Genomic DNA, 20,528 nt, shown 5'->3' on the forward strand with positions numbered 1-20,528 from the left:
GGCCGGGGCCCTACCGTCGCGGCATGGCGTGCCGGCTCAGCGAGATCGTCGTCGACTGCCGCGACCCCGAGGCGCTGGCCGCCTGGTGGGCACAGGTCCTCGACTACCGGGTGCTCTCCCGCGACGACGACGGCGCGGTCGAGATCGGCCCCGAGGCCGGCTTCGGCGGCCCGGCACCGACCCTCGTCTTCGGCCCGGTGGCCGACCCCAGCCCCGGCAAGCCCCGACTGCACCTGGACCTCAACGCCACCGACCGGGACCAGGACGCCGAACTCGAGCGCCTGCTGACCCTCGGCGCCACCCCGGCCGACGTCGGCCAGACCGGCGACGAGGGGTGGCACGTGCTGGCCGACCCCGAGGGCAACCCCTTCTGCCTGCTCAAGCGGCGGTTGGACCCCCTGGGGTGAGGTGTCGGCCGGCCGGCCGACCACGTCGTTGACCGGCCGGTCCCGGCGGCGGACAGTGTCCGCGTGACCCGCGCCCTCGCGGTGCTGACCTGCGTCGCGCTGCTCACCGTCGCCGTCGAGGCCACCGACGACGCCCACCCGCTCCTCGCCGTCGGCCTCGGCACCGTGTTCGCCGCGCTGGCCGTGCCCGCCCTCCCCTGGCTCTCCCGCCGGCCCGCGCCGCGCCGGTACTGGCTGACCGCCGCGTACGTCTGCGTCGCCCTGCCGCTGGGCGTGCTGGTGTTCGGGGCGGCGCAGGCCGGCGTCGGTGCGACGCTCCTGCTCCTGGTCCTCGTCGCCCAGTGCGTCCTGCTGCTCCCGCTGCCCGCCGCCGCCGGGGTGACCGCGCTCGTGCCCCTCGTGCACCTCGGCATGGGGTGGGCCGACTTCCTCCGGAACGGGCTGGGTCTGCTCGGGGCGGCGGTGTTCACCGCGGTGGTCACCGCGCTGCTCCGGCAGGCGCAGCGGGCCCGGGCCGAGCTGGCCGCGGCCAACGAGCGGCTCCGCGGGTACGCGGCGCAGGCCGAGGAGCTGGCCACCACGCAGGAGCGCAACCGGCTCGCCCGCGACATCCACGACGGCCTGGGCCACCACCTGACGGTGGTCCAGATGCAGGTGCAGGCGGCCCGCGCGGTGCTCCCGACCGACCCGGGCCGCGCCGACGCCGTCCTGGCCAAGGCCCAGCAGCAGGCCGGCGAGGCCCTCGCCGAGGTGCGCCGGTCGGTCGCCGCGCTGCGCGAGCAGCGGACGGCCCCGCCGCTGCGTGCGGCACTGGAGGAGCTGACCGCGCAGGCCTCGGCGGCGGGTGTCCCGGCCACGCTGGAGGTGTCCGGTGTCGAGCGCCGCCTCCCGGCACCGACGGAGGAGTCGCTGTACCGGTCGGCCCAGGAGGGCCTGACCAACGTGCGCAAGCACGCCGACGCCACGTCCGCGCGGGTCACCCTGACCTTCGGCGACGACGGCACGGTGCGGCTGGCGGTCCGGGACGACGGCCGGGGCCTCCCCGATCGTCCGGCGGACGACGGCCGGCGCGCGTTCGGCCTGCTGGGGCTGGAGGAGCGGGCCGCGCGGGTGGGCGGACGGCTGCGGGTCGAGTCCCAGCCCGGCGGCGGAACGGCGCTGCTCGTCGAGGTCCCCGGGTGAGCTGCCCCGTCCGCGTGCTGGTCGTCGACGACCAGGCGCTGTTCCGCGAGGCCCTGGTCACGCTGCTGGGCGCCCGGCCGGAGGTCGCGGTCGTCGGCGAGGCCGGGAACGGGCAGCAGGCCCTGGAGCTGGCGGCCGCGCTGGCGCCGGACGTCGTCCTGATGGACCTCCACATGCCGGTGCTCGACGGCATCGCGACGACGAGGCGCCTGCGGGTCGAGCAGCCCGGCGTCGCGGTGCTGGCGCTGACCACCTTCGACGACGACGAGGACGTCTTCGCCGCGTTGCGCGCCGGCGCGCTCGGCTACCTGCTCAAGGACGTCTCCTCCGAGCGCCTGGTCGAGGCCGTGCTGTCGGCGGCGCGCGGCGAGTCGGTGCTGCAGCCGTCGGTGGCTGCCAAGGTGGTGGCGCGGTTCGCCCAGCTGGACGACGTCCCGCGGCCCCGTCCCCAGCCCCTGGTCGTGCCGCTGTCGGACCGGGAGCTCGACGTGCTGAGGCTGCTCGCCGACGGGCTCAGCAACCGGGAGATCGCCGGGTCGCTGTTCCTCGCGGAGGGGACCGTCAAGAACCACGTGACCAACGTCCTGGCCAAGCTCGGCGCCCGGGACCGGACCCAGGCGGCGCTGCGGGCCCGGGCGCTCGACCTGCTCTGACGGGGGTCATGCCGGGTCGTGACCCGTCGTCGTGACCTCCGGCACGTGGCACCGGCACCGCGCCGCCCGACCCTTGCCGCATGTCGACGCAGATCCGCACCCCGCACGAGCACTCCCGCACCCGGCACGCCTGGCACTACGTCCGGCACTACCTCGAGATGGTCGTCGCGATGGTCGTCGGGATGATGGCCCTGGGCCCGCTCGAGGCCCTGGTCTGGCCGGGCCTGGACGACCGGGTCGACGTCCACGCCATGGTCATGGCGACCAACATGGCGATCGGGATGGGCGCCTGGATGCGCTTCCGACGGCACTCGTGGCCCGCGATCCTCGAGATGTCGGCGGCGATGTACCTGCCGTTCGTCGTCCTGCTGGTGCCCTACTGGGCGGGGGCGGTCTCCGGGGACTTCCTCTTCACCGCCGGCCACGTGCTGATGCTGCCGCTGATGGCGCTGGCCATGGTGTGGCGCCGCAGCGAGTACGCCCACTGACCGCCGGCCGAGGACCGCGTCCCGGAGGACCCGGGACGCGGTCCTCGCGCTCAGCGCAGCCGGACGGCGTAGGTGAGGGCGTCGACGAGGGCGTGCCAGGAGGCCTCGACGACGTTGTCGTGGACGCCCACGGTGGTCCACTCGCCCACGCCGTCGGTGGTGCTGACCAGCACCCGCGTGGTCGCACTGGTGCCGCCCTTCCAGCCCAGGATGCGGACCTTGTAGTCGGCCAGCGAGACGTCGGCCAGCCGCGGGTACCGGCTGACCAGTGCCTGGCGGAGCGCGTTGTCCAGGGCGTTGACCGGGCCGTTGCCCTCCCCGGTGCTGATGATCCGCTCGCCGTCCACGTGCACCTTGACCGTGGCCTCGCTGACCACGACGCCGTTGCTCCAGTGCTCGACGGAGGTCTTGTAGCTCTCCAGCTCGAACAGCGGGGCCGGCGCGTCGGGCAGCTGGGCGCGCAGCAGCAGCTCGAAGGAGGCGTCGGCGGCCTCGAACGACCAGCCGTCGGCCTCGAGCACCTTGACCTGGTCGACGACCCGGCCGATCGCGTCGGCCTGGCCGTCGAGGTCCACGCCGAGCTCGCGGCCCTTCAGCTCGACCGAGGCCCGGCCGGCCATCTCGGTGACCAGGATGCGCATGTCGTTGCCGACGACGGTCGGGTCCAGGTGGTTGTACAGCTCCGGGCTGACCTTGATCGCGGAGGCGTGCAGGCCGGCCTTGTGCGCGAACGCCGACACCCCGACGAAGGGCTGGTGGTCGTCGGGGGCGATGTTGGCCAGCTCGGCGATCGCGTGGCTGACCCGCTGCAGCTCGGGGAGGCACTCCGCCGGCACGACCGGCAGGCCCATCTTGGTGACCAGGTTGGCGATCAGCACGAAGGTGTCGGCGTTGCCGGCCCGCTCCCCGTAGCCGTTCGCCGTCCCCTGCACGTGGGTCACGCCGGCCTCGACGGCGGCCAGGCTGTTGGCCACCGCGCAGCCGGTGTCGTCCTGGCAGTGGATGCCCAGCCTGCCGCTGGTGCGCGACCGGACGTCGGCGACCACCCGCGCGACGTCCATCGGCAGCATCCCGCCGTTGGTGTCGCACAGGACGCCGACCTCGGCCCCGGCGCCGAACGCGGCCTCGAGCACGCGCACGCCGTAGTCGCGGTCGGCCCTGTAGCCGTCGAAGAAGTGCTCGCAGTCGAGGAACACCCGGCGGCCGTGCGCCACGAAGAAGGCGACGGTGTCGGCCACCATCGCGAGGTTCTCCTCCAGCGTCGTCCGCAGCGCCTCCCGCACGTGCCGGACGTCGGACTTCGCGACCAGGCAGACCACCGGGGTCTCGGCGTCCAGCAGGGCGCGCACCTGGGCGTCCTCCTCGACCCGGACGCCGGCCTTGCGGGTGGCACCGAAGGCGACCAGCTGGGCGTGCCGCAGCTTGAGCTCGGAGCGGGCGCGGGCGAAGAACTCGGTGTCCTTGGGCAGCGCCCCGGGCCACCCGCCCTCGATGAAGCCGACCCCGATCTCGTCGAGCAGGCGGGCGACCGCGAGCTTGTCGGCGACCGAGTAGCTGACGCCCTCGCGCTGGGCGCCGTCGCGCAGGGTGGTGTCGAAGACGTGGAAGTCGAGGTCGGTGGCGGGATCGAGGGACATCGGTTCTCCGGGGGTGTCGGCAACGGCCCGAACACGAAAAAGACCCCCCGGGTACGGGAGGTCTGCGCGCAGTCGGGAGGGTGACTGCGCGCTAGGCGATGATGATCAGGCCGGTGGGGTGCATCACGTCGAGTAAAGCACGTCGTCCGCCGTCCTCGGCACTCCCGTACCGGGGACGGCGGCGGTGACCGCTCAGCCGCTGGCGAGCGCCGCGAGGCGGTCGCCGACCTCCTGGGTGCGCACCGGGCCCTGCGGCTCGCGGGTGGACAGGTCGAAGGCGACCGCGGCGTTGACCTTCTTCGCCTGGTCGGTGCGGCCGAGGTGCTCGAGCAGGAGGCCCACCGACAGCACGGTCGCCGTGGGGTCGGCCTTGCCCTGGCCGGCGATGTCGGGCGCCGAGCCGTGCACCGGCTCGAACATGCTCGGGTTGGTGCCGGAGGCGTCGAGGTTGCCGCTGGCGGCCAGGCCGATGCCGCCGGTGACCGCCGCGGCGACGTCGGTGACGATGTCGCCGAAGAGGTTGTCGGTCACGATGACGTCGTAGCGGCCGGGGTCGGTGATGAAGAACATCGTCGCGGCGTCGACGTGCTGGTAGGCGACGGTGACCTCGGGGAACTCCGCCGCGACCTCCTCGACGACCCGTGACCACAGCGAGCCGGCGTGGGTGAGCACGTTGGTCTTGTGGATCAGCGTGAGGTGCCGGCGGGGGCGGGCCGTCGCCCGCTCGAACGCGTACCGGACGACCCGCTCGACGCCGAAGGCGGTGTTGAGGCTGACCTCGGTGGCGATCTCGTGCGGGGTGTCCTTGCGCAGGACGCCGCCGTTGCCGACGTAGGGCCCCTCGGTGCCCTCGCGCACGCACAGCATGTCGATCGGGCCGGGGTCGGCCAGCGGGCTGCGCACGCCGTCGAAGAGCCGGGCCGGGCGCAGGTTGACGTGGTGGTCGAGCTCGAAGCGCAGCCGCAGCAGCAGCCCCCGCTCGAGGATCCCCGGCGGGACGCTGGGGTCACCGATGGCCCCGAGCAGGATCGCGTCGTGCCCGCGCAGCTCGTCGAGCACCGTGTCGGGGAGCAGCTCCCCCGTCCGCTGCCACCGCATGGCACCGAGGTCGTACGGGGTGCTCTCCACGTCGGGAGCCACCTCGCGGAGGACCTTGAGGCCCTCGGCCACCACCTCGGGGCCGATGCCGTCTCCAGGGATCACTGCCAGGCGCATGGGGAGAGACCCTATTTCAGCGCGGGGTGAGGTCCGCCGAGCGGGCCTCGCGCGCGCCGATCCGGCCGGCGATGTCGCCGAGCAGCTCGGCCGGCACGGGGCTGTCCACGGTCACCGCCATGAGCGCCTCGCCGCCGCGCTGCGTGCGGCTTACCTGGGCACCGGCGATGTTGATGCCGGCCTCCCCCAGCGCGGCGCCGACGGTGCCGACGACGCCGGGCCGGTCCGTGTAGACGAAGAACAGCAGGTAGCCCGACGGGTCCAGGTCCATGTCGAAGCCGTTGATCTCGACGAGCTTGGGCACCTGGTTCTTGCCGAACAGCGTGCCGGAGACGGTGACCTCCGTGCCGTCGGCCATCGCGCCGTGCACGCTCACGAGGTTGCGGTAGTCGGGGCTCTCCTCGTCGCTGGTCAGCGCGACGTCGAGGCCGCGCTGCTCGGCGAACAGCGGGGCGTTGACGTAGGTGACCTGCTCCTCGATGACGTCGGAGAACACGCCCTTGAGGACCGCGAGCTGGAGCACCGAGTCGTCGAACTCGGCGATCTTGCCCCGGACGTCGACGGTGACCGACTGGGCCAGCCCGCCGGCGACCGCGGTGAACAGCCGGCCGAGCTTCTCGGCCAGGGGCAGGCCCGGCCGCACGTCCTCGGCGACGACGCCACCGGCCTGGACGTTCACCGCGTCGGGGACGAACTCGCCCTGCAGCGCCAGTCGCACCGAGTGCGCCACCGCGGTGCCGGCCTTGTCCTGCGCCTCCGTGGTCGAGGCGCCCAGGTGCGGGGTGACCACCGTGTTGGGCAGGCCGAACAGCGGGCTGTCGGTGCACGGCTCCTTGGCGTACACGTCGATGCCCGCGGCACCCACCTGCCCGGAGCGCAGCGCGTCGGCCAGCGCCGCCTCGTCGACGAGCCCCCCGCGGGCCGCGTTGACGATGATCACCCCGCGCTTGGTGGTGGCCAGCTCCGCGGCACCGATCAGCCCGAGGGTCTCCGGCGTCTTCGGCAGGTGGACGGTGATGAAGTCCGCCTCGCGGAGCAGCTCCTCCAGCGACACCATGCGGACACCGAGCTGCGCCGCCCGACCGGGCTGGATGTAGGGGTCGTAGGCGATGAGCGTGACGCCGAAGGCGGCCAGCCGCTGGGCGACCAGCTGACCGATCCGGCCCAGCCCGACGACGCCGACGACCTTGTCGGTCACCTCGACGCCGCTGAACTTCGAGCGCTTCCAGGTGCCCTCGCGCAGCGACGCGTCGGCGGCGGGGATGTGGCGGGCGGCGGCCAGCAGCAGGGCCACGGCGTGCTCGGCGGCGCTGACGATGTTCGACGTCGGCGCGTTGACCACCATGACCCCGCGCTCGGTGGCGGCGGCGACGTCCACGTTGTCCAGGCCGATCCCGGCGCGCGCGACCACCTTCAGGTTCGGCGCGGCGGCCAGCGCCTCGGCGTCGATCTGGGTGGCGCTGCGGATCATGACGGCCGCAGCGTCGGCGAGCGCCGGCAGCAGGGCGGACCGGTCGGCGCCGTCGACGTGACGGATCTCGACCTCGTTCCCGAGTACCTCCAGCACGCTCGGGGCGAGTTCTTCGGCGATCAGGACGACGGGCGCGCTCGTGGACACGGGTCCACAGCCTAGGGACGGAGCCCCGCGCTGCCCCGGCCAGCCCCTCCCGCGCACGCTCCGTGGCGAGGTCACCCCGGCGCGACACCCCCCCGCCGAAGGGGTGGGCGTGCTTGCCGGGCGGTGGTCCGGCCGAGATGCTGCTCACGCAGAGTCGGCACAGCCGGCGCCGACGGAGGAGATCATGAGCACCCAGGACAACGAGCACGGCTCGGGCTCCGGCTCGCAGTACGGCCAGCCGCAGCAGTACGGGCAGCCCCAGGGCAGCCCGGGGTACGGCCAGGAGTACGGCCAGCCGCAGGGCCAGGGGTACGGGCAGCAGTACGGGCAGCCCCAGCAGCCGTACGGCCAGCAGTACGGGCAGTACGGCCAGGGCCAGCCCTACGGCCAGCAGCCGGGTTACCCGCAGCAGTACGGGCAGCCGGGCGGCTACGCGCAGCAGTACGGGCAGTACGGGCAGTCGGCGGTGCCCGCCAAGCCCGGCGGCGTCATCACCGCGGCGGTCCTCGGCTTCGTCTTCGGCGCCATCGGCGTCGTCTTCAGCCTGATCCTGCTCGTCTTCGTGGCGGCGGTCGGCGGCGCGTCCGGCGACCTGGACGACCTCGTCCCGGGCATCGGGTCGGCGGCCGGCGCGGCCGTGGGCGTCGGGGTCGTCATCGGACTGCTGATGCTGGCCTGGACCGTCGTGATGATCTGGGGCGCGATCTGGGCGCTGACCGGCCGCAGCCGCGTCATGCTCCTCGTGGGCGGGTCGATCGCGGTCTTCTTCACCGGGCTGGGCCTGATCGGGAGCCTCGCCGACGCCGACGTCAACGGGGCCGGCGGCGTCATCTGGAGCCTGCTGTTCTTCCTGGCCGCGGTGGCGATCGTCGTCCTGCTCGCCATGAAGCCGGCCGCCGCGTTCTTCGCCGCGCACCGCGCGCGCCGCGGTCGCTGACCGCCGGCCGTCCGATGACCGGTCCCAGCGGATCCCAGCCGGAACCCCTCGCGCCGGGTGCGCCGGTGCCGTCCGGCCCGGTCGCCCGGCGGCCAGCCCAGGTGCTCGGCGCGGTCCTGCTCGGGTTCCTCGTCGCGTTCTTCGCGTTGCTGAACGCGCTCGTGCTCCTGGCCGCGGCCTCGGTCATCCCGGTGTTCGGCGTCTTCGGGGCGCTCTACCTGGCGATCGCCGCCGTGAACATCTGGGGCGGCGTCCAGGCGCTGACCGGCCGGGGCGGCCGGGTGCTGACCATCGGCGGCGGGGTCACCGCCGGCCTGGGTGTCCTCGGGATCGTCACGTCGCTGGTCCAGGGGCAGTTCGCCTTCTGGTCGGTCGTGCTCGCCGCCGTCGGCGCCGGCATGGTCGTGCTGCTCAGGCAGCCGGCGTCCACCCGGTTCTTCGCCGCCCGCGGCGGGCGGTAGTGAGAGGACCCCGTCCCGACAGACCGAGGCCCCCGCTGCCGAACCGGCAGCGGGGGCCTCTCGTCGGTCGTCAGTTGCGGGCGGCGGTCCCGGTGTAGTCGTCCGACGCCGACACCCAGCTCATCAGGCCGCGCAGCTTGCGCCCGGTCTCCTCGATCGGGTGCGCCTCGGCCTCGGCCCGGCGGCGCTTGAAGTCCGGCGCGCCGGCGTCCTGGTCGGCGATGAACGCGGCGGCCCAGGAGCCGTCCTTGATGGCCGCGAGGACGTCCTTCATCGTCGCCTTGACGTGCTCGTCGACGATCTTCGGGCCGGTCGTGTAGTCGCCGTACTCGGCGGTGTCGGACACCGACCAGCGCTGCTTGGCGATGCCGCCCTCGTACATGAGGTCGACGATCAGCTTGAGCTCGTGCAGGCACTCGAAGTAGGCGATCTCGGGCTGGTAGCCGGCCTCGATGAGGGTCTCGAAGCCCGCGGCCACGAGCGCCGACATGCCGCCGCAGAGCACGGCCTGCTCGCCGAACAGGTCGGTCTCGGTCTCCTCGGCGAAGGTGGTCTTGATGACGCCGGCCCGCGCGCCGCCGATCGCCTTGGCGTAGGACAGCGCCAGCGGCAGCGCCGAGCCGCTGGCGTCCTGCTCCACGGCGACCAGGCAGGGCACGCCCTTGCCGTTCTCGAACTCGCGGCGCACGAGGTGGCCCGGGCCCTTCGGGGCGACCATGGCGACGTCCACACCGGCCGGGGGCTTGATGTAGCCGAAGCGGATGTTGAAGCCGTGGCCGAAGAACAGCGCGTCGCCGTCCTGCAGGTTGGGCTCGACCGACTCCTTGTACAGGTTCCGCTGCACGTGGTCGGGCGCCAGGATCATGATCAGGTCGGCCTCGGCGGCGGCCTCGGACGGCGTCACGACCCGCAGACCCTCGGCCTCGGCCTTGGGCCGGCTCTTGCTGCCCTCGGGCAGGCCCACCCGGACGTCGACGCCCGAGTCGCGCAGCGACAGCGCGTGGGCGTGCCCCTGGCTGCCGTAGCCCAGGACGGCGACGGTGCGCCCCTGGATGATCGACAGGTCGGCGTCGTCGTCGTAGAAGATCTCGGCGGCCATGCGGTGGTGCTCCTTCGATAGCGGGAGGGCCAAAGTGGCCACTTCGGCCCTGACGGGGCTGGGGTCTAGGCGGTGCGCTCGACCGGGCGCAAGGTACCGGCGCCCGACATCGACCGCGGACCCCGCCCCAGGGCGACTGTGCCCGACTGCGCCATCTCCTTGATCCCCAGCGGGGCGAGGACGGCGAGCAGGGCCTGGAGCTTGTCCGGGGTGCCGGTCGCCTCCAGCGTCACGGTCTCGGTGTTGACGTCGACGACGTGCGCGCGGAACAGCTCGGCGGTCTGCAGCACCTGCGTGCGGTCGGCCATCGGCGCGCGCACCTTGACCAGCAGCAGCTCGCGCTGGACCGCGGCGGTCGACTCGAGCTCGACGATCTTGATGACCTCGATGAGCTTGTTCAGCTGCTTGGTGATCTGCTCCAGCGGCGCGGTCTCCGCGTCGACGACGATCGTCATCCGGGACAGGTCGGGGTTCTCCGTCGGGCCGACGGCCAGCGACTCGATGTTGAACGCGCGCCGGCTGAACAGCGCCGAGACCCGGGCGAGGACGCCGGACTTGTTCTCGACGAGGACCGACAGGGTGTGGCGGGTCATCTCTCGCTGTCTCCTCAGACCTGGCCGTCGCCGAAGACCGGGCGGATGCCGCGCGCGGCCATGATGTCGTCGTTGCTGGCGCCGGCGGCGACCATCGGCCACACCTGGGCGTCGTGGCCGACCACGAAGTCGATGACCACCGGGGCGTCGTCGATCGCCATGGCCTTCTCGATCACCGCGTCGACGTCGTCCTTGGTCTCGCAGCGCAGCCCGACGCACCCCATCGCCTCGGCGAGCAGGACGAAGTCGGGGATGCGCACCGGCTTGGGGGTGCCGTCCTCGTTGAGCGCGTGCAGCTTGGTGTTGGAGTAGCGGCCCTCGTAGAAGAGGGTCTGCCACTGGCGGACCATCCCGAGGTTGCCGTTGTTGATGACGGCGATCTTGACCGGGATGCCCTCGATGGCGCAGGTGGCCAGCTCCTGGTTGGTCATCTGGAAGCAGCCGTCGCCGTCGATGGCCCAGACCGTGGTCTCCGGGCGGCCGTACTTGGCGCCCATCGCCGCGGGGACGGCGTAGCCCATCGTCCCGAGGCCGCCGCTGTTGAGCCAGGTGCCGGGCTTCTCGTAGCGGATGAACTGCGCGGCCCACATCTGGTGCTGGCCGACGCCGGCGGTGTAGATCGCGTCCGGCCCGGCGATCGCGCCCAGCCGCTCGATGACGTACTGCGGCGAGAGCGTGCCGTCCTCGGGCCAGTCGTAGCCCAGCGGGTAGGTCGAGCGCCACTGCTCCAGCTGCGCCCACCAGGCGGCGAGATCGGGGGTGCGGCCGGCCTCGTGCTCGGCGCGCAGCGCGGTCACGAGCTCGGCGATGGTCTCCCGCGCGTCGCCGACGATCGGCACGTCGGCCCGGCGGTTCTTGCCGATCTCGGCCGGGTCGATGTCGGCGTGCACCACCTGCGCGTCGGGCGCGAACGAGGAGAGCTGGCCGGTCACCCGGTCGTCGAAGCGCGCGCCCAGGGCGACGATGACGTCGGACTTCTGCAGCGCGGTGACCGCGGCGACCGTGCCGTGCATGCCGGGCATGCCCAGGTGCTGCGGGCTGCTGTCCGGGAACGCGCCGCGGGCCATGAGGGTGGTGACCACCGGTGCGCCGGTCAGCTCGGCCAGTTCGGCCAGCTCCGCGGTGGCCTGCGCCTTGAGGACGCCGCCCCCGACGTAGAGCACCGGCCGGCGGGCGCCGGCGATCAGCGTGGCGGCCTCGCGCACCTGCTTGCCGTGCGGGCGGGTGGTCGGCTTGTAGCCGGGCAGCTCCAGCCGCGGCGGCCAGGAGAAGTCGGTGGTCGCCTGCAGCACGTCCTTGGGGATGTCGACGAGGACGGGACCGGGCCGGCCGGTGGAGGCCAGGTGGAAGGCCTCGGCGATCCGCTGCGGGATCTCGCGGGCGTCGGTGACCAGGAAGTTGTGCTTGGTGATCGGCATCGTGATGCCGCGGATGTCGGCCTCCTGGAAGGCGTCGGTGCCGATCGCGGCGCTGGGCACCTGGCCGGTGATGGCCACGATCGGGACCGAGTCCATGTGCGCGTCGGCCAGCGGGGTCACCAGGTTGGTCGCGCCCGGCCCGGAGGTCGCCATGCAGACGCCGACCCGCCCGGTGGCCTGCGCGTAGCCGGTGGCCGCGTGGCCGGCGCCCTGCTCGTGGCGGACCAGGACGTGGCGCACCGTGGAGTCGAACAGCGGGTCGTAGGCGGGCAGGATCGCCCCGCCCGGGATCCCGAACACCACCTCGACGCCGACCGCCTCGAGCGACCGGACGAGGCTCTGCGCCCCCGTGATGCCGGTCGCCGGCTCGGCGGCGGCCGCGACCGAGCGGGCGGTCGTCTCGACACCGGTGAGCGACGCGGCCGCTTCGCGGGTGGCGGACTCGCCCGGGGTGGTGCTGTTCATGGCGTCTCCTGGCAGTGCCCCGGTCGGGGCCTCGGTTCGGGGGCCGTGCGGTGTGCGGCGCGGGTGCCTGCGGGCGCGAGTGGCCGTCGTCCGGCGGGGTGTCCGGGGCCCGCAAACGAAAGACCCCTCGTGCCTGCGGGCACAGAGGGGTCAGCGCGTCGGTCGGGCGACCGACGCGCTAGGCGACTACGAGGAGCAGGCAGGCCGAGCGCACCCGCCCACTGTGCGCCTCGGCGGTCCGGTCGTCAACCATGTCGTCCCACTGTGTGGGCGTGGCGGCTGTCAGACGTGGGACGGGATGCCCGCGCCGTCGAGCACCGCGGGGTCGAACCCGGCCAGCAGCGCCGACAGCTCCCCGGCGGGCACCGGCTCGCCGAGCAGGAAACCCTGCAGGAACCGGCAGCCGAGCCGGTCGAGCGCGGCCAGCTGGCCGGCGGTCTCCACGCCCTCGGCCACGACGTCCATGCCGAGCGTGCGCCCGAGCTCGATGACGCTGCCGACGAGCACGGCGGTGCGCGGGTCGTCCTCGATGTGGGCGACGAAGGCGCGGTCCATCTTGAGCACGTCGACCGGCAGCCGGGCCAGCCGCGCCAGGGAGGAGTGGCCCTTGCCGAAGTCGTCGAGGGAGAGGACGCAGCCCATCTCCCGCAGCGCGGCCAGGTCGCCCTCCATCCGGTCGCCCGCGCCCATGAGCACCGACTCGGTGATCTCGAGCATCAGCCGGTGCGCCGGCACGCCCGAGTCGGCCAGCGCCCGCGCGACGTCGGCGGCCAGGCAGCCGGCCTGCAGGTGGCGGATCGAGATGTTCACGCCGAGCTGCACGTCGTACCCGGCGGCCAGCAGCGGAGCCAGCGCAGCGGTGGCGGCGCCGAGCACCCAGCGCTGGAGGGGGACGACCAGGCCGTCGTCCTCGGCCAGGCCGACGAACTCGTCGGGCGGGACGGCGCCGTACTCCGGGTGCTGCCACCGGACGAGGGCCTCCAGGCCCAGGATCCGCCGCTCGAGGACGCCGACCACCGGCTGGAAGGCCACCGTCAGGTGCCCGTCGGCGATCGCCGCGGGCAGGTCGCGCGCCAGGCCGGCCCGCCGGTCGACGGCGCGGTCGAGGGCCTCTCCCGACGAGCGGACGCAGTTCTTCCCGTCGGACTTCGCCGTCCGCAGCGCGAGGTCGGCGCGGCGCAGGGCCTCCGAGGGGTCGGTGCCCGGGCGCAGCTCGGCCAGGCCGACGCTGCCGGAGACCGCGAACACCGGCCCCTGGGACGTCGTCCCGCCGGGCGTGGCCGGGCGGTGCTCCCGGTCGAGCAGGTCCACCAGGCGCTCGGCCAGGGCCGTCGCCTCCGCGCGGTCGGCGCGCACGAGGACGGCGAACTCGTCGCCACCGAGCCGCGCCACGACGTCCTTCTCGCGGGCGGCCGCGCGCAGGCTCTCGGCCACCTCGCACAGCAGCCGGTCGCCGGCGTCGTGGCCGGCCACGTCGTTGACCGCCTTGAACCCGTCGAGGTCGATGAGCAGCACGCACGCCTGGGCGGTGTCCTGGTCGGCCAGGGCGGCCATGAACCGGGCGCGGTTGGGCAGGCCGGTGAGGAAGTCGGTGTAGGCCAGCCGCTCGAGCTCCCGCTGGGTGCGGCCGCGGGCGCTGACGTCGCGCAGGTGCAGGACCAGCCCGTCGTCCTCTCCCCCGGTGCGGGCCGCGCCGGAGACCTCGACGTCGCGCCAGTCGCCGTCGCGGGTGCCCAGGCGCAGCGTCGCGGGCAGCTCCACCGGCTGCCCTCCGGCGCGCACCGCGGCCGCCACGCGTCCGAGGAGCTCCCGGTCGCCGGGGTGGACCAGGGCGAGCAGGGCACGGCCGGAGAGATCGCGGGCGGCCCAGCCGAGCTGGTCGCGCACCGGCCCGGTGGCCCAGGCGACCCGGCCCTCGCCGTCGAGCAGGACGGTGACCGCCTCGCCGCTGTGCAGCAGCGCCCGCAGCCACCCCTCGGTGCGGCGGACGCGGCGGGTCAGCCGCTCCCCGTCGGCGGCCCAGAGGAGGCAGCGCACGAAGGTCAGCAGCATGAGCACGGTGATGCCGACCCCCTCCACCGCGGAGACGGAGCGCCCCACGGCGACCCCGACGGCGAGGAACAGGGCGACGCCGAAGGCCGCGCAGTTGCTGAAGACCACGCCGGCCAGCGGCAGCGCGCCCGGCTGCTCGGGGTCCTCGCGGAGCCGGCCGGGGTCGGCGTCGACCGCCCGGATCCCGGCGCCGAGCATGGCCAGCCAGGCCAGGCCGGTGACGACGTCGAGGCCGGTGCTGCGCAGGGTGACCGCGAGGGCGCCGCTGACCACCACGACGGCGAGCGCCACGAAGGCGGTCAGCAGCCAGGCGGCCGCGGGGCGCCGGGCGTCGTCGACGGCGGCCGCCGTGACCAGCCCGACGCCGCAGAGCAGGGCGCCCACGGCCGGGTAGCCGACGGAGACGAGCGCGTCGGCGACGCCGCCCGAGCGGGCGGCGGCGTCGGCCAGGAGCGCCTCGCCCAGCAGCGCGACCGCCACGAGCACGATGCCGCCGTCGAGCAGCGCGCGGGACCCGATGGGCCGGCGACCGGCGGCGGGCAGCAGCCGGGCGCACGCGGTGAGGGCGACGGGCACGGCGGCCACCAGCGGCAGGTCGTGCCAGCCCGCCTCGCTGGTGTTGACCCCGACGCCGACCAGCGCGCTGGCCGCCTGCCCCAGGCCCAGCAGCCCGGTGGCGAGGGCGAAGGCGCGCCACGGCCCGGTGGAGCCGGCAGGCAGCCGGGCTCCGTGCCGCGCCACGACGAGGGCGGCGACCCACGAGCCGGCCGCGAGCAGGGCCGGGCCGACGCTCAGGGCGGCGTCCGCGGCCGTCGTCTCGACCACCGCGATCGCCACGCCGAGGACGGCCAGCAGGCCGAGCGCGGCCGCGGTGTCGCGGCGCCGTCCCCGGGCGCGGCCGCCGGCCGGCCGGTCGGAGGTGCGCCGCCCGGCCGGTGCCCCGGTCGTCATCGGGAGCCGACGAGGCCGGGCCACAGGAGGCCGGCGCCGTCGCAGAGCAGGTCGGTGAGCTCGCCCAGCCGCATCGGCCGGGCCAGCAGGAAGCCCTGGGCGAACCCGCAGCCGGCGCCGCGCAGGGCACCGAGCTGGGCCGGGGTCTCCACGCCCTCGGCCACGACGTCGAGGCCCAGGGCGCGGCCGATGGCCACGACCGACTCGAACAGGGCCCGGCTCTTGGGGTCCCGGTCGATCCGGGACACGAAGGAGCGGTCCAGCTTGAGGACGTCGATCGGCAGCCGGGTCAGGTGCGCCATCGACGAGTGCCCGGTGCCGAAGTCGTCGAGGGCGACGTGCACGCCCATGAGCCGCAGCGCCTCGATGTCGACGGCCACGTGGTCGCCGTCGGCGTCCACCGTCGCCTCGGTGATCTCGAGGACCAGCCGCTCGGGGGCCAGGCCCGTCGAGCGCAGCACCGCGGCCACGTCACCGACGAGGGTGCGGGCGGCGACGTGCGACGCGGAGATGTTCACGCCCAGCCGCAGCGGGGCGCCGGTCTCCGGGAGCAGGACCGCCGCGGCGGCCGCCTGCTCGAGGGCCCACCGCTGCAGCTCCCCGATGACGCCGGCGCGCTCGGCGATCGGCACGAACTCGGCCGGGGGCACCTCCCCGAGCTCCGGGTGCCGCCAGCGCAGCAGCGCCTCGACGCCGGTCACCCGCTGCTGCTCGAGGCAGACCACGGGCTGGAAGAGGACCGAGAGCTCGCCGCGGGTCCAGGCGCCGGGCAGGTCGTCCCGCAGCCGGGTCCGGCGGTCGGCGGCGGAGCCGAGGGCCTCGCGGTAGCGCAGGGCGCTCCCGGGACCGCTGGCCGCCGCCGCGCGCACGGCGAGCTCGGACCGCACCAGCAGCCCGGCGACGGTCAGCCCCGGCTCCAGCTCGACGACGCCCACGCTGCCGCTGAGGTCGAAGATGCCGCCGCGGGTGTCCAGGGGCTGTTCGAGGACCGACAGCAGGCGGTCGGCGAGCAGGTCGACGACCTGGGGGGTGCCCTCGGCGAGGACGGTGAACGCGCCGCCGCTGACCCGGGCGACCATGTCCCCGCCGCGGACGGTGGCCCGCAGCCGGCGGCCGATCTCGACCAGCACGTCGCTGGCCACGTGCAGCCCGGCGTTCTCGCGGACCTCCTCGAGGCCGGCCAGCTCGATCAGCAGCAGGCTGCGGCACGGCGCGCCGGGGGTCCCCGCCGCGGCGAGCGCGTCCTCGACGGCACGCTCGCTGCCCGCCCGGTTGGGCAGGCCGGTGAGGGGGTCGGTGAAGGCCACCTGCTCCAGGGCGCGCTCGCGCTCGACGCGGTCGGTGGTGTCCCGGCAGTGCAGCACGACCGCGCCGACGGACGCGTCGCGGCGCAGGTCGGAGACGCTGGCCTCCAGCTGCCGCCAGGTGCCGTCGGCGTGCCGCACCCGCAGCGGCAGCAGCCCGGTCGCCGGGGCTCCCGCGTCGGCCGGCTGCAGCGCGCGGGCGACCGGCAGCGCGTCCTCCGGGTGGACCAGCTCCAGCAGGTCCCGCCCGGCCACCACGCGTCCGGTTTCGCCGAGCGCCGTCCCGAGGGTCGGCGAGGCCCAGGTGACCCGCAGGTCCTCGTCGAGGATGAGGACCGCGTCGCCGCTGGAGGAGACCAGCGAGCGGAAGTAGGCCTCGCTGCGCCGCAGCCGCGCGCCCAGGCGCTGCTCGTCGCGCGCGGTCACCCAGCGGTGCACGGCGGTGAGGACGGCGCAGAGCAGGACACCGGCGAGCACCACGGGGTTGGACCGGCCGGTGATCAGCCCGGCGATCGCCCCGCTCAGCAGCGCGACGACCATGGCGAGGTGCGGGAGCAGCTGCCCGAGCTGGGTGGAGCGGCCGCTGCGGGGCCGGGGACAGTCCTGCCCGTCCGCGCAGGGCCCGGGGTCGGCCAGCGCGGCGGCGCCGAGCAGGGCCAGGCCGCCGGTGACGAGGAAGCGGCTCAGATCGGTCGCGCCGAGGGAGTCGGAGAGGAGCGCGGAGGTGGCCAGCGCGCGCCCCGCGGTCGTGAGGATCATGCCGGCGAGCAGCACCAGCGCCATGGTCTGCCGGTGGCTGTCGATGACGCCCACCAGCACCAGGGCCGCGGTCATCGTGGCCGACGTGGTCAGGACGGCGGCGCCCAGCACGAGCGCCTGGGCCGGTCGCAGGTCCAGCCAGCTGCGGCCCGGGCCGAGGACGAGCAGCTGGACCGCGAGCACGCAGGCGGTGCCGAAGAGCGCGAGCTCGACGCCGGACCGGGCACCGCGGCGCAGCCGCTCCCGGTCGACGAGCGTGAGCGCGCCGAGGATCACGAGCAGGTAGCCGGCCGTCGTGGGCAGCCAGCGCAGCAGCGCCTGCTGCATCGGGTCGGCGGGGGCCACGACCGCGACGGCGAGGAAGCCGGCGACGGGCAGGACCGGGGCGACGGCGATCAGCCGCCACCCCCGCGCGCCCGACTGCCGCGAGCGGCCGGCGCACCAGATCACCGCGGCCGCGGCCAGGCCCATCACGGCGACGGCCACGTCACCGGCGGACCGGGGACCGGCCGTGCCCGCGGACACCGCGCACACGGCCCCCACCACCACGGCGCTCGCGAGGAGCACCCACCTCAGCCTGTCCACACCCGCTGTCTCGGCACCGGCCGCGGGTGGGAACAGCGCAGCAGGGCGGGCCTCACCCCAAGGGGGTGCCTGCCCTGACCAGCGCCTTCAGTCGCAGATGGCGCCCTTCGAGGCCGAGCCGACGAGCTTGGCGTACTTGCCGAGCACCCCGGTCGTGTAGCGCGGGGGCAGCGGCTGCCAGGTCTGCCGCCGGCGGTCCAGCTCGTCGGCGTCGACGAGCAGGTCGAGCGTGCGGGCGGCGAGGTCCAGCCGGATCCGGTCGCCGTCGGCCACCAGCGCGATCGGGCCGCCGTCGGTGGCCTCCGGCGCGACGTGGCCCACGCAGAGCCCCGTCGTCCCGCCGGAGAACCGGCCGTCGGTGAGCAGCAGGACGTCCTTGCCCAGCCCCGCGCCCTTGATCGCGCCGGTGACGGCGAGCATCTCGCGCATGCCCGGGCCGCCCTTCGGGCCCTCGTAGCGGATCACGACGACGTCGCCGGGCTGCAGCGTGCCCTCGGTGACCGCGTCCATCGCGCCCTGCTCACCGTCGAAGACCCGCGCGGTGCCCTCGAAGACGTCGGCGTCGAAGCCCGCCGACTTCACCACGGCGCCGTCCGGCGAGAGGGAGCCGCGCAGGATGGTCAGCCCGCCGGTGCGGTGGATCGGCTCGTTCATCGCGTGGATGATCGTGCCGTCCGGGTCCGGCGGGGCGATCTCGGCGAGGTTCTCGGCCATCGTCCTGCCGGTGACGGTCAGGGCGTCGCCGTGCAGCAGACCGGCGTCGAGCAGCGCGCGGAGCACGACCGGGACGCCGCCGATGCGGTCGACGTCGGTCATCACGTACCGGCCGAACGGCTTGACGTCGGCCAGGTGCGGCGTGCGGTCACCGATCCGGTTGAAGTCCTCGAGGGTGAGGTCGACCTGGGCCTCGTGGGCCATGGCCATGAGGTGCAGGACGGCGTTGGTGGAGCCGCCGAGCGCCATGACCACGGTGATGGCGTTCTCGAACGCCTCCTTGGTCATGATCTGGCGGGCGGTGATGCCCTTGCGGAGCAGGTTGACCACGGCCTCGCCCGAGGCGACCGCGAAGGCGTCGCGGCGGCTGTCGGGCGCCGGCGGGGCGGCGCTGCCGGGCAGCGCCATGCCGAGCGCCTCGGCGACGCTGGCCATCGTGTTGGCGGTGTACATGCCGCCGCACGAGCCCTGCCCGGGACACGCGGCCTTCTCGATGTCGCCGAGCTCCTCGCGGGTGATCAGACCGCGGGCACAGGCGCCGACGGCCTCGAAGACGTCGATGATCGTCAGGTCGCGGTCCCCGAGCCTGCCGGGCAGCGTCGAGCCCGAGTAGAGGAACACGCTGGCGAGGTCGAGCCGGGCGGCGGCCATGAGCATCCCGGGCAGCGACTTGTCGCAGCCGGCCAGGAGCACCGTGCCGTCGAGCCGCTCGGCGAAGACCACCGTCTCCACCGAGTCGGCGATGACCTCCCGCGAGACCAGCGAGGCGCGCATGCCCTCGTGGCCCATGGAGATGCCGTCCGAGACCGAGATGGTGCCGAACTCCAGCGGATAGCCACCGGCGGCGTGCACGCCCTCCTTGGCCCGCTTGGCCAGCCGGTCGAGGGAGAGGTTGCAGGGGGTGATCTCGTTCCACGACGACGCGACGCCGATCTGCGGCTTCTCCCAGTCGTCGTCCCCCATGCCCACGGCGCGCAGCATCGCCCGCGCCGGGGCCTTGGCGATGCCGTCGGTCACCTCGCGGCTGCGCGGCTTGACGTCTGCGGTCCTGCGGTCATCGACGGTCGTCACGATCGGGGATCGTAGGCCGGTTCCCGGGAACCACCCGAGAGACCGTTGATACTGGTACCGACACCACCACCGACGTCGCAGGAGCCGCCGTTGTCCGCGACCGCGCGCCGCGAGCTGGCCGACTTCCTCCGCTCGCGCCGCCGCCAGGTCAACCCGCGGGTCGCCGGGCTGCCCGCCGGCGGCGCCCGCCGCACCCCCGGGCTGCGGCGCGAGGAGGTCGCGCTGCTGTCCGGGGTGGGCCACACCTGGTACACGTGGCTCGAGCAGGGCCGCGACATCCGGCCGTCGCGGCAGGTGGTCGACGCCCTGGCCCGCACGCTGCGGATGTCCCCGGCCGAGCACGAGTACGTGATGCGGCTGGCCGGGCACGGCGCCGTCCCGGCCGGTGCCGCCGACGGCATGCCAGCGCACGTGCAGCGGCTGCTCGACGCGCTGGGCCCCTCCCCCGCCTACGTGATCACCGCGAGCTGGTCGATCGTCGGCTGGAACCGCGCCTACGAGCGGCTCTACCCGGGCGTGGCCACCGTGCCGGCCGCGGACCGGAACCTGCTGTGGCTGGTCTTCGCCGATCCCGCCGTCCGCGAGCTGCTGGGCGACTGGACCACCGACAGCCGGCGCTTCCTCACCCAGTTCCGCGCCGAGGTCGGGCCGCGGCTGGCCGACCGGGAGGTCGTCGACCTGGTCGCCCGGCTGGAGGTGGCCAGCCCGCACTTCCGCGCCGGGTGGGCCAGCCACGACGTCGACCGGTTCAGCTCCGGGCAGCGCCGTTTCCGCCACCCGGACGTCGGCGAGCTGCTGCTCGAGCACCACCAGCTCACCCCGGCCGACGCACCGGGCCTGCAGCTCGTCGTCTACACCGCCGCGGCGGGCAGTGACACGGCGGCCCGGCTGGACCGGCTGACCGGCTGAGCGGGTCTGG

16 protein-coding genes are annotated in these 20,528 nt (G+C 74.6%); 7 read left to right on the forward strand and 9 right to left on the reverse strand.

Features of this window, described 5'->3' with window-relative positions; all coding sequences use genetic code 11:
• The first annotated feature begins 23 nt into the window (after nt 1-23).
• The 4 genes from MY526_RS18400 (at nt 24) to MY526_RS18415 (ending at nt 2,730) form a co-directional block, all read left to right on the forward strand.
• Nucleotides 24-407, forward strand: a complete 384-nt coding sequence (locus MY526_RS18400) for a VOC family protein (RefSeq protein WP_436704769.1) — start codon at nt 24-26, stop codon at nt 405-407.
• Between the two features lie 63 nt (nt 408-470).
• Nucleotides 471-1,589 (forward strand): sensor histidine kinase, encoded by a 1,119-nt coding sequence (locus tag MY526_RS18405; RefSeq protein ID WP_436691730.1) that lies wholly within the window; start codon nt 471-473, stop codon nt 1,587-1,589.
• Entirely contained in the window at nt 1,586-2,242 is a 657-nt protein-coding gene (locus MY526_RS18410) for a response regulator (protein WP_436691729.1), read from the forward strand. Before MY526_RS18405 ends, MY526_RS18410 begins: the two co-directional genes overlap by 4 nt.
• A gap of 80 nt (nt 2,243-2,322) precedes the next feature.
• On the forward strand, nt 2,323-2,730 hold the full coding sequence (locus MY526_RS18415) for a hypothetical protein (protein ID WP_436691728.1): 408 nt from the start codon (nt 2,323-2,325) through the stop codon (nt 2,728-2,730).
• A gap of 50 nt (nt 2,731-2,780) precedes the next feature.
• Here MY526_RS18415 and cimA read toward each other — a convergent pair whose 3' ends face one another.
• From cimA to serA, 3 genes are all read right to left on the reverse strand, one after another.
• Nucleotides 2,781-4,367 (reverse strand): citramalate synthase, encoded by a 1,587-nt coding sequence (gene cimA / locus MY526_RS18420; protein WP_436704770.1) that lies wholly within the window; start codon nt 4,365-4,367, stop codon nt 2,781-2,783.
• A gap of 192 nt (nt 4,368-4,559) precedes the next feature.
• Nucleotides 4,560-5,582: a 3-isopropylmalate dehydrogenase gene (locus MY526_RS18425; RefSeq protein ID WP_436691726.1), complete on the reverse strand. Its 1,023-nt coding sequence runs from the start codon at nt 5,580-5,582 to the stop codon at nt 4,560-4,562.
• Between the two features lie 16 nt (nt 5,583-5,598).
• The gene (gene serA, locus MY526_RS18430) at nt 5,599-7,200 is read right to left on the reverse strand and encodes a phosphoglycerate dehydrogenase (protein WP_436691725.1); all 1,602 of its coding nucleotides are present in this window, start codon (nt 7,198-7,200) and stop codon (nt 5,599-5,601) included.
• Nucleotides 7,201-7,384: 184 nt separating this feature from the next.
• On the opposite strand from serA, the gene MY526_RS18435 reads away from it, so the two are divergent.
• Nucleotides 7,385-8,137 carry a hypothetical protein gene (locus tag MY526_RS18435; protein WP_436704771.1) on the forward strand — a complete coding sequence of 251 codons (753 nt, stop codon included), beginning with the start codon at nt 7,385-7,387 and terminating at the stop codon, nt 8,135-8,137.
• A 65-nt stretch (nt 8,138-8,202) separates the two neighbouring features.
• Complete coding sequence (locus tag MY526_RS18440; RefSeq protein WP_436691723.1) at nt 8,203-8,598, forward strand: hypothetical protein; 396 nt, start codon at nt 8,203-8,205, stop codon at nt 8,596-8,598.
• A gap of 70 nt (nt 8,599-8,668) precedes the next feature.
• On the opposite strand, the gene ilvC is transcribed toward MY526_RS18440, so the two are convergent.
• The 6 genes from ilvC to ilvD all read right to left on the reverse strand — a co-directional run bounded on the left by ilvC (nt 8,669) and on the right by ilvD (nt 19,609).
• Complete coding sequence (gene ilvC / locus MY526_RS18445) at nt 8,669-9,697, reverse strand: ketol-acid reductoisomerase (RefSeq protein ID WP_436691722.1); 1,029 nt, start codon at nt 9,695-9,697, stop codon at nt 8,669-8,671.
• Between the two features lie 65 nt (nt 9,698-9,762).
• Entirely contained in the window at nt 9,763-10,290 is a 528-nt protein-coding gene (ilvN, locus tag MY526_RS18450; protein ID WP_436691721.1) for an acetolactate synthase small subunit, read from the reverse strand.
• Between the two features lie 14 nt (nt 10,291-10,304).
• Complete coding sequence (locus MY526_RS18455; RefSeq protein WP_436704772.1) at nt 10,305-12,173, reverse strand: acetolactate synthase large subunit; 1,869 nt, start codon at nt 12,171-12,173, stop codon at nt 10,305-10,307.
• Between the two features lie 282 nt (nt 12,174-12,455).
• Nucleotides 12,456-15,176 (reverse strand): putative bifunctional diguanylate cyclase/phosphodiesterase, encoded by a 2,721-nt coding sequence (locus MY526_RS18460; RefSeq protein WP_436704773.1) that lies wholly within the window; start codon nt 15,174-15,176, stop codon nt 12,456-12,458.
• Nucleotides 15,173-17,806: a putative bifunctional diguanylate cyclase/phosphodiesterase gene (locus tag MY526_RS18465; protein WP_436691718.1), complete on the reverse strand. Its 2,634-nt coding sequence runs from the start codon at nt 17,804-17,806 to the stop codon at nt 15,173-15,175. Before MY526_RS18465 ends, MY526_RS18460 begins: the two co-directional genes overlap by 4 nt.
• Before the next feature lie 105 nt (nt 17,807-17,911).
• Nucleotides 17,912-19,609 carry a dihydroxy-acid dehydratase gene (gene ilvD / locus MY526_RS18470; RefSeq protein ID WP_436691717.1) on the reverse strand — a complete coding sequence of 566 codons (1,698 nt, stop codon included), beginning with the start codon at nt 19,607-19,609 and terminating at the stop codon, nt 17,912-17,914.
• A gap of 90 nt (nt 19,610-19,699) precedes the next feature.
• Here ilvD and MY526_RS18475 point away from each other — a divergent pair, with 90 nt between their 5' ends.
• On the forward strand, nt 19,700-20,518 hold the full coding sequence (locus MY526_RS18475; protein WP_436704774.1) for a helix-turn-helix transcriptional regulator: 819 nt from the start codon (nt 19,700-19,702) through the stop codon (nt 20,516-20,518).
• Nucleotides 20,519-20,528: the final 10 nt, after the last annotated feature.

Source organism: Geodermatophilus sp. CPCC 205761 (genome assembly GCF_051383655.1).
In the GTDB taxonomy this organism is placed as follows: Bacteria; Actinomycetota; Actinomycetes; order Mycobacteriales; family Geodermatophilaceae; genus Geodermatophilus.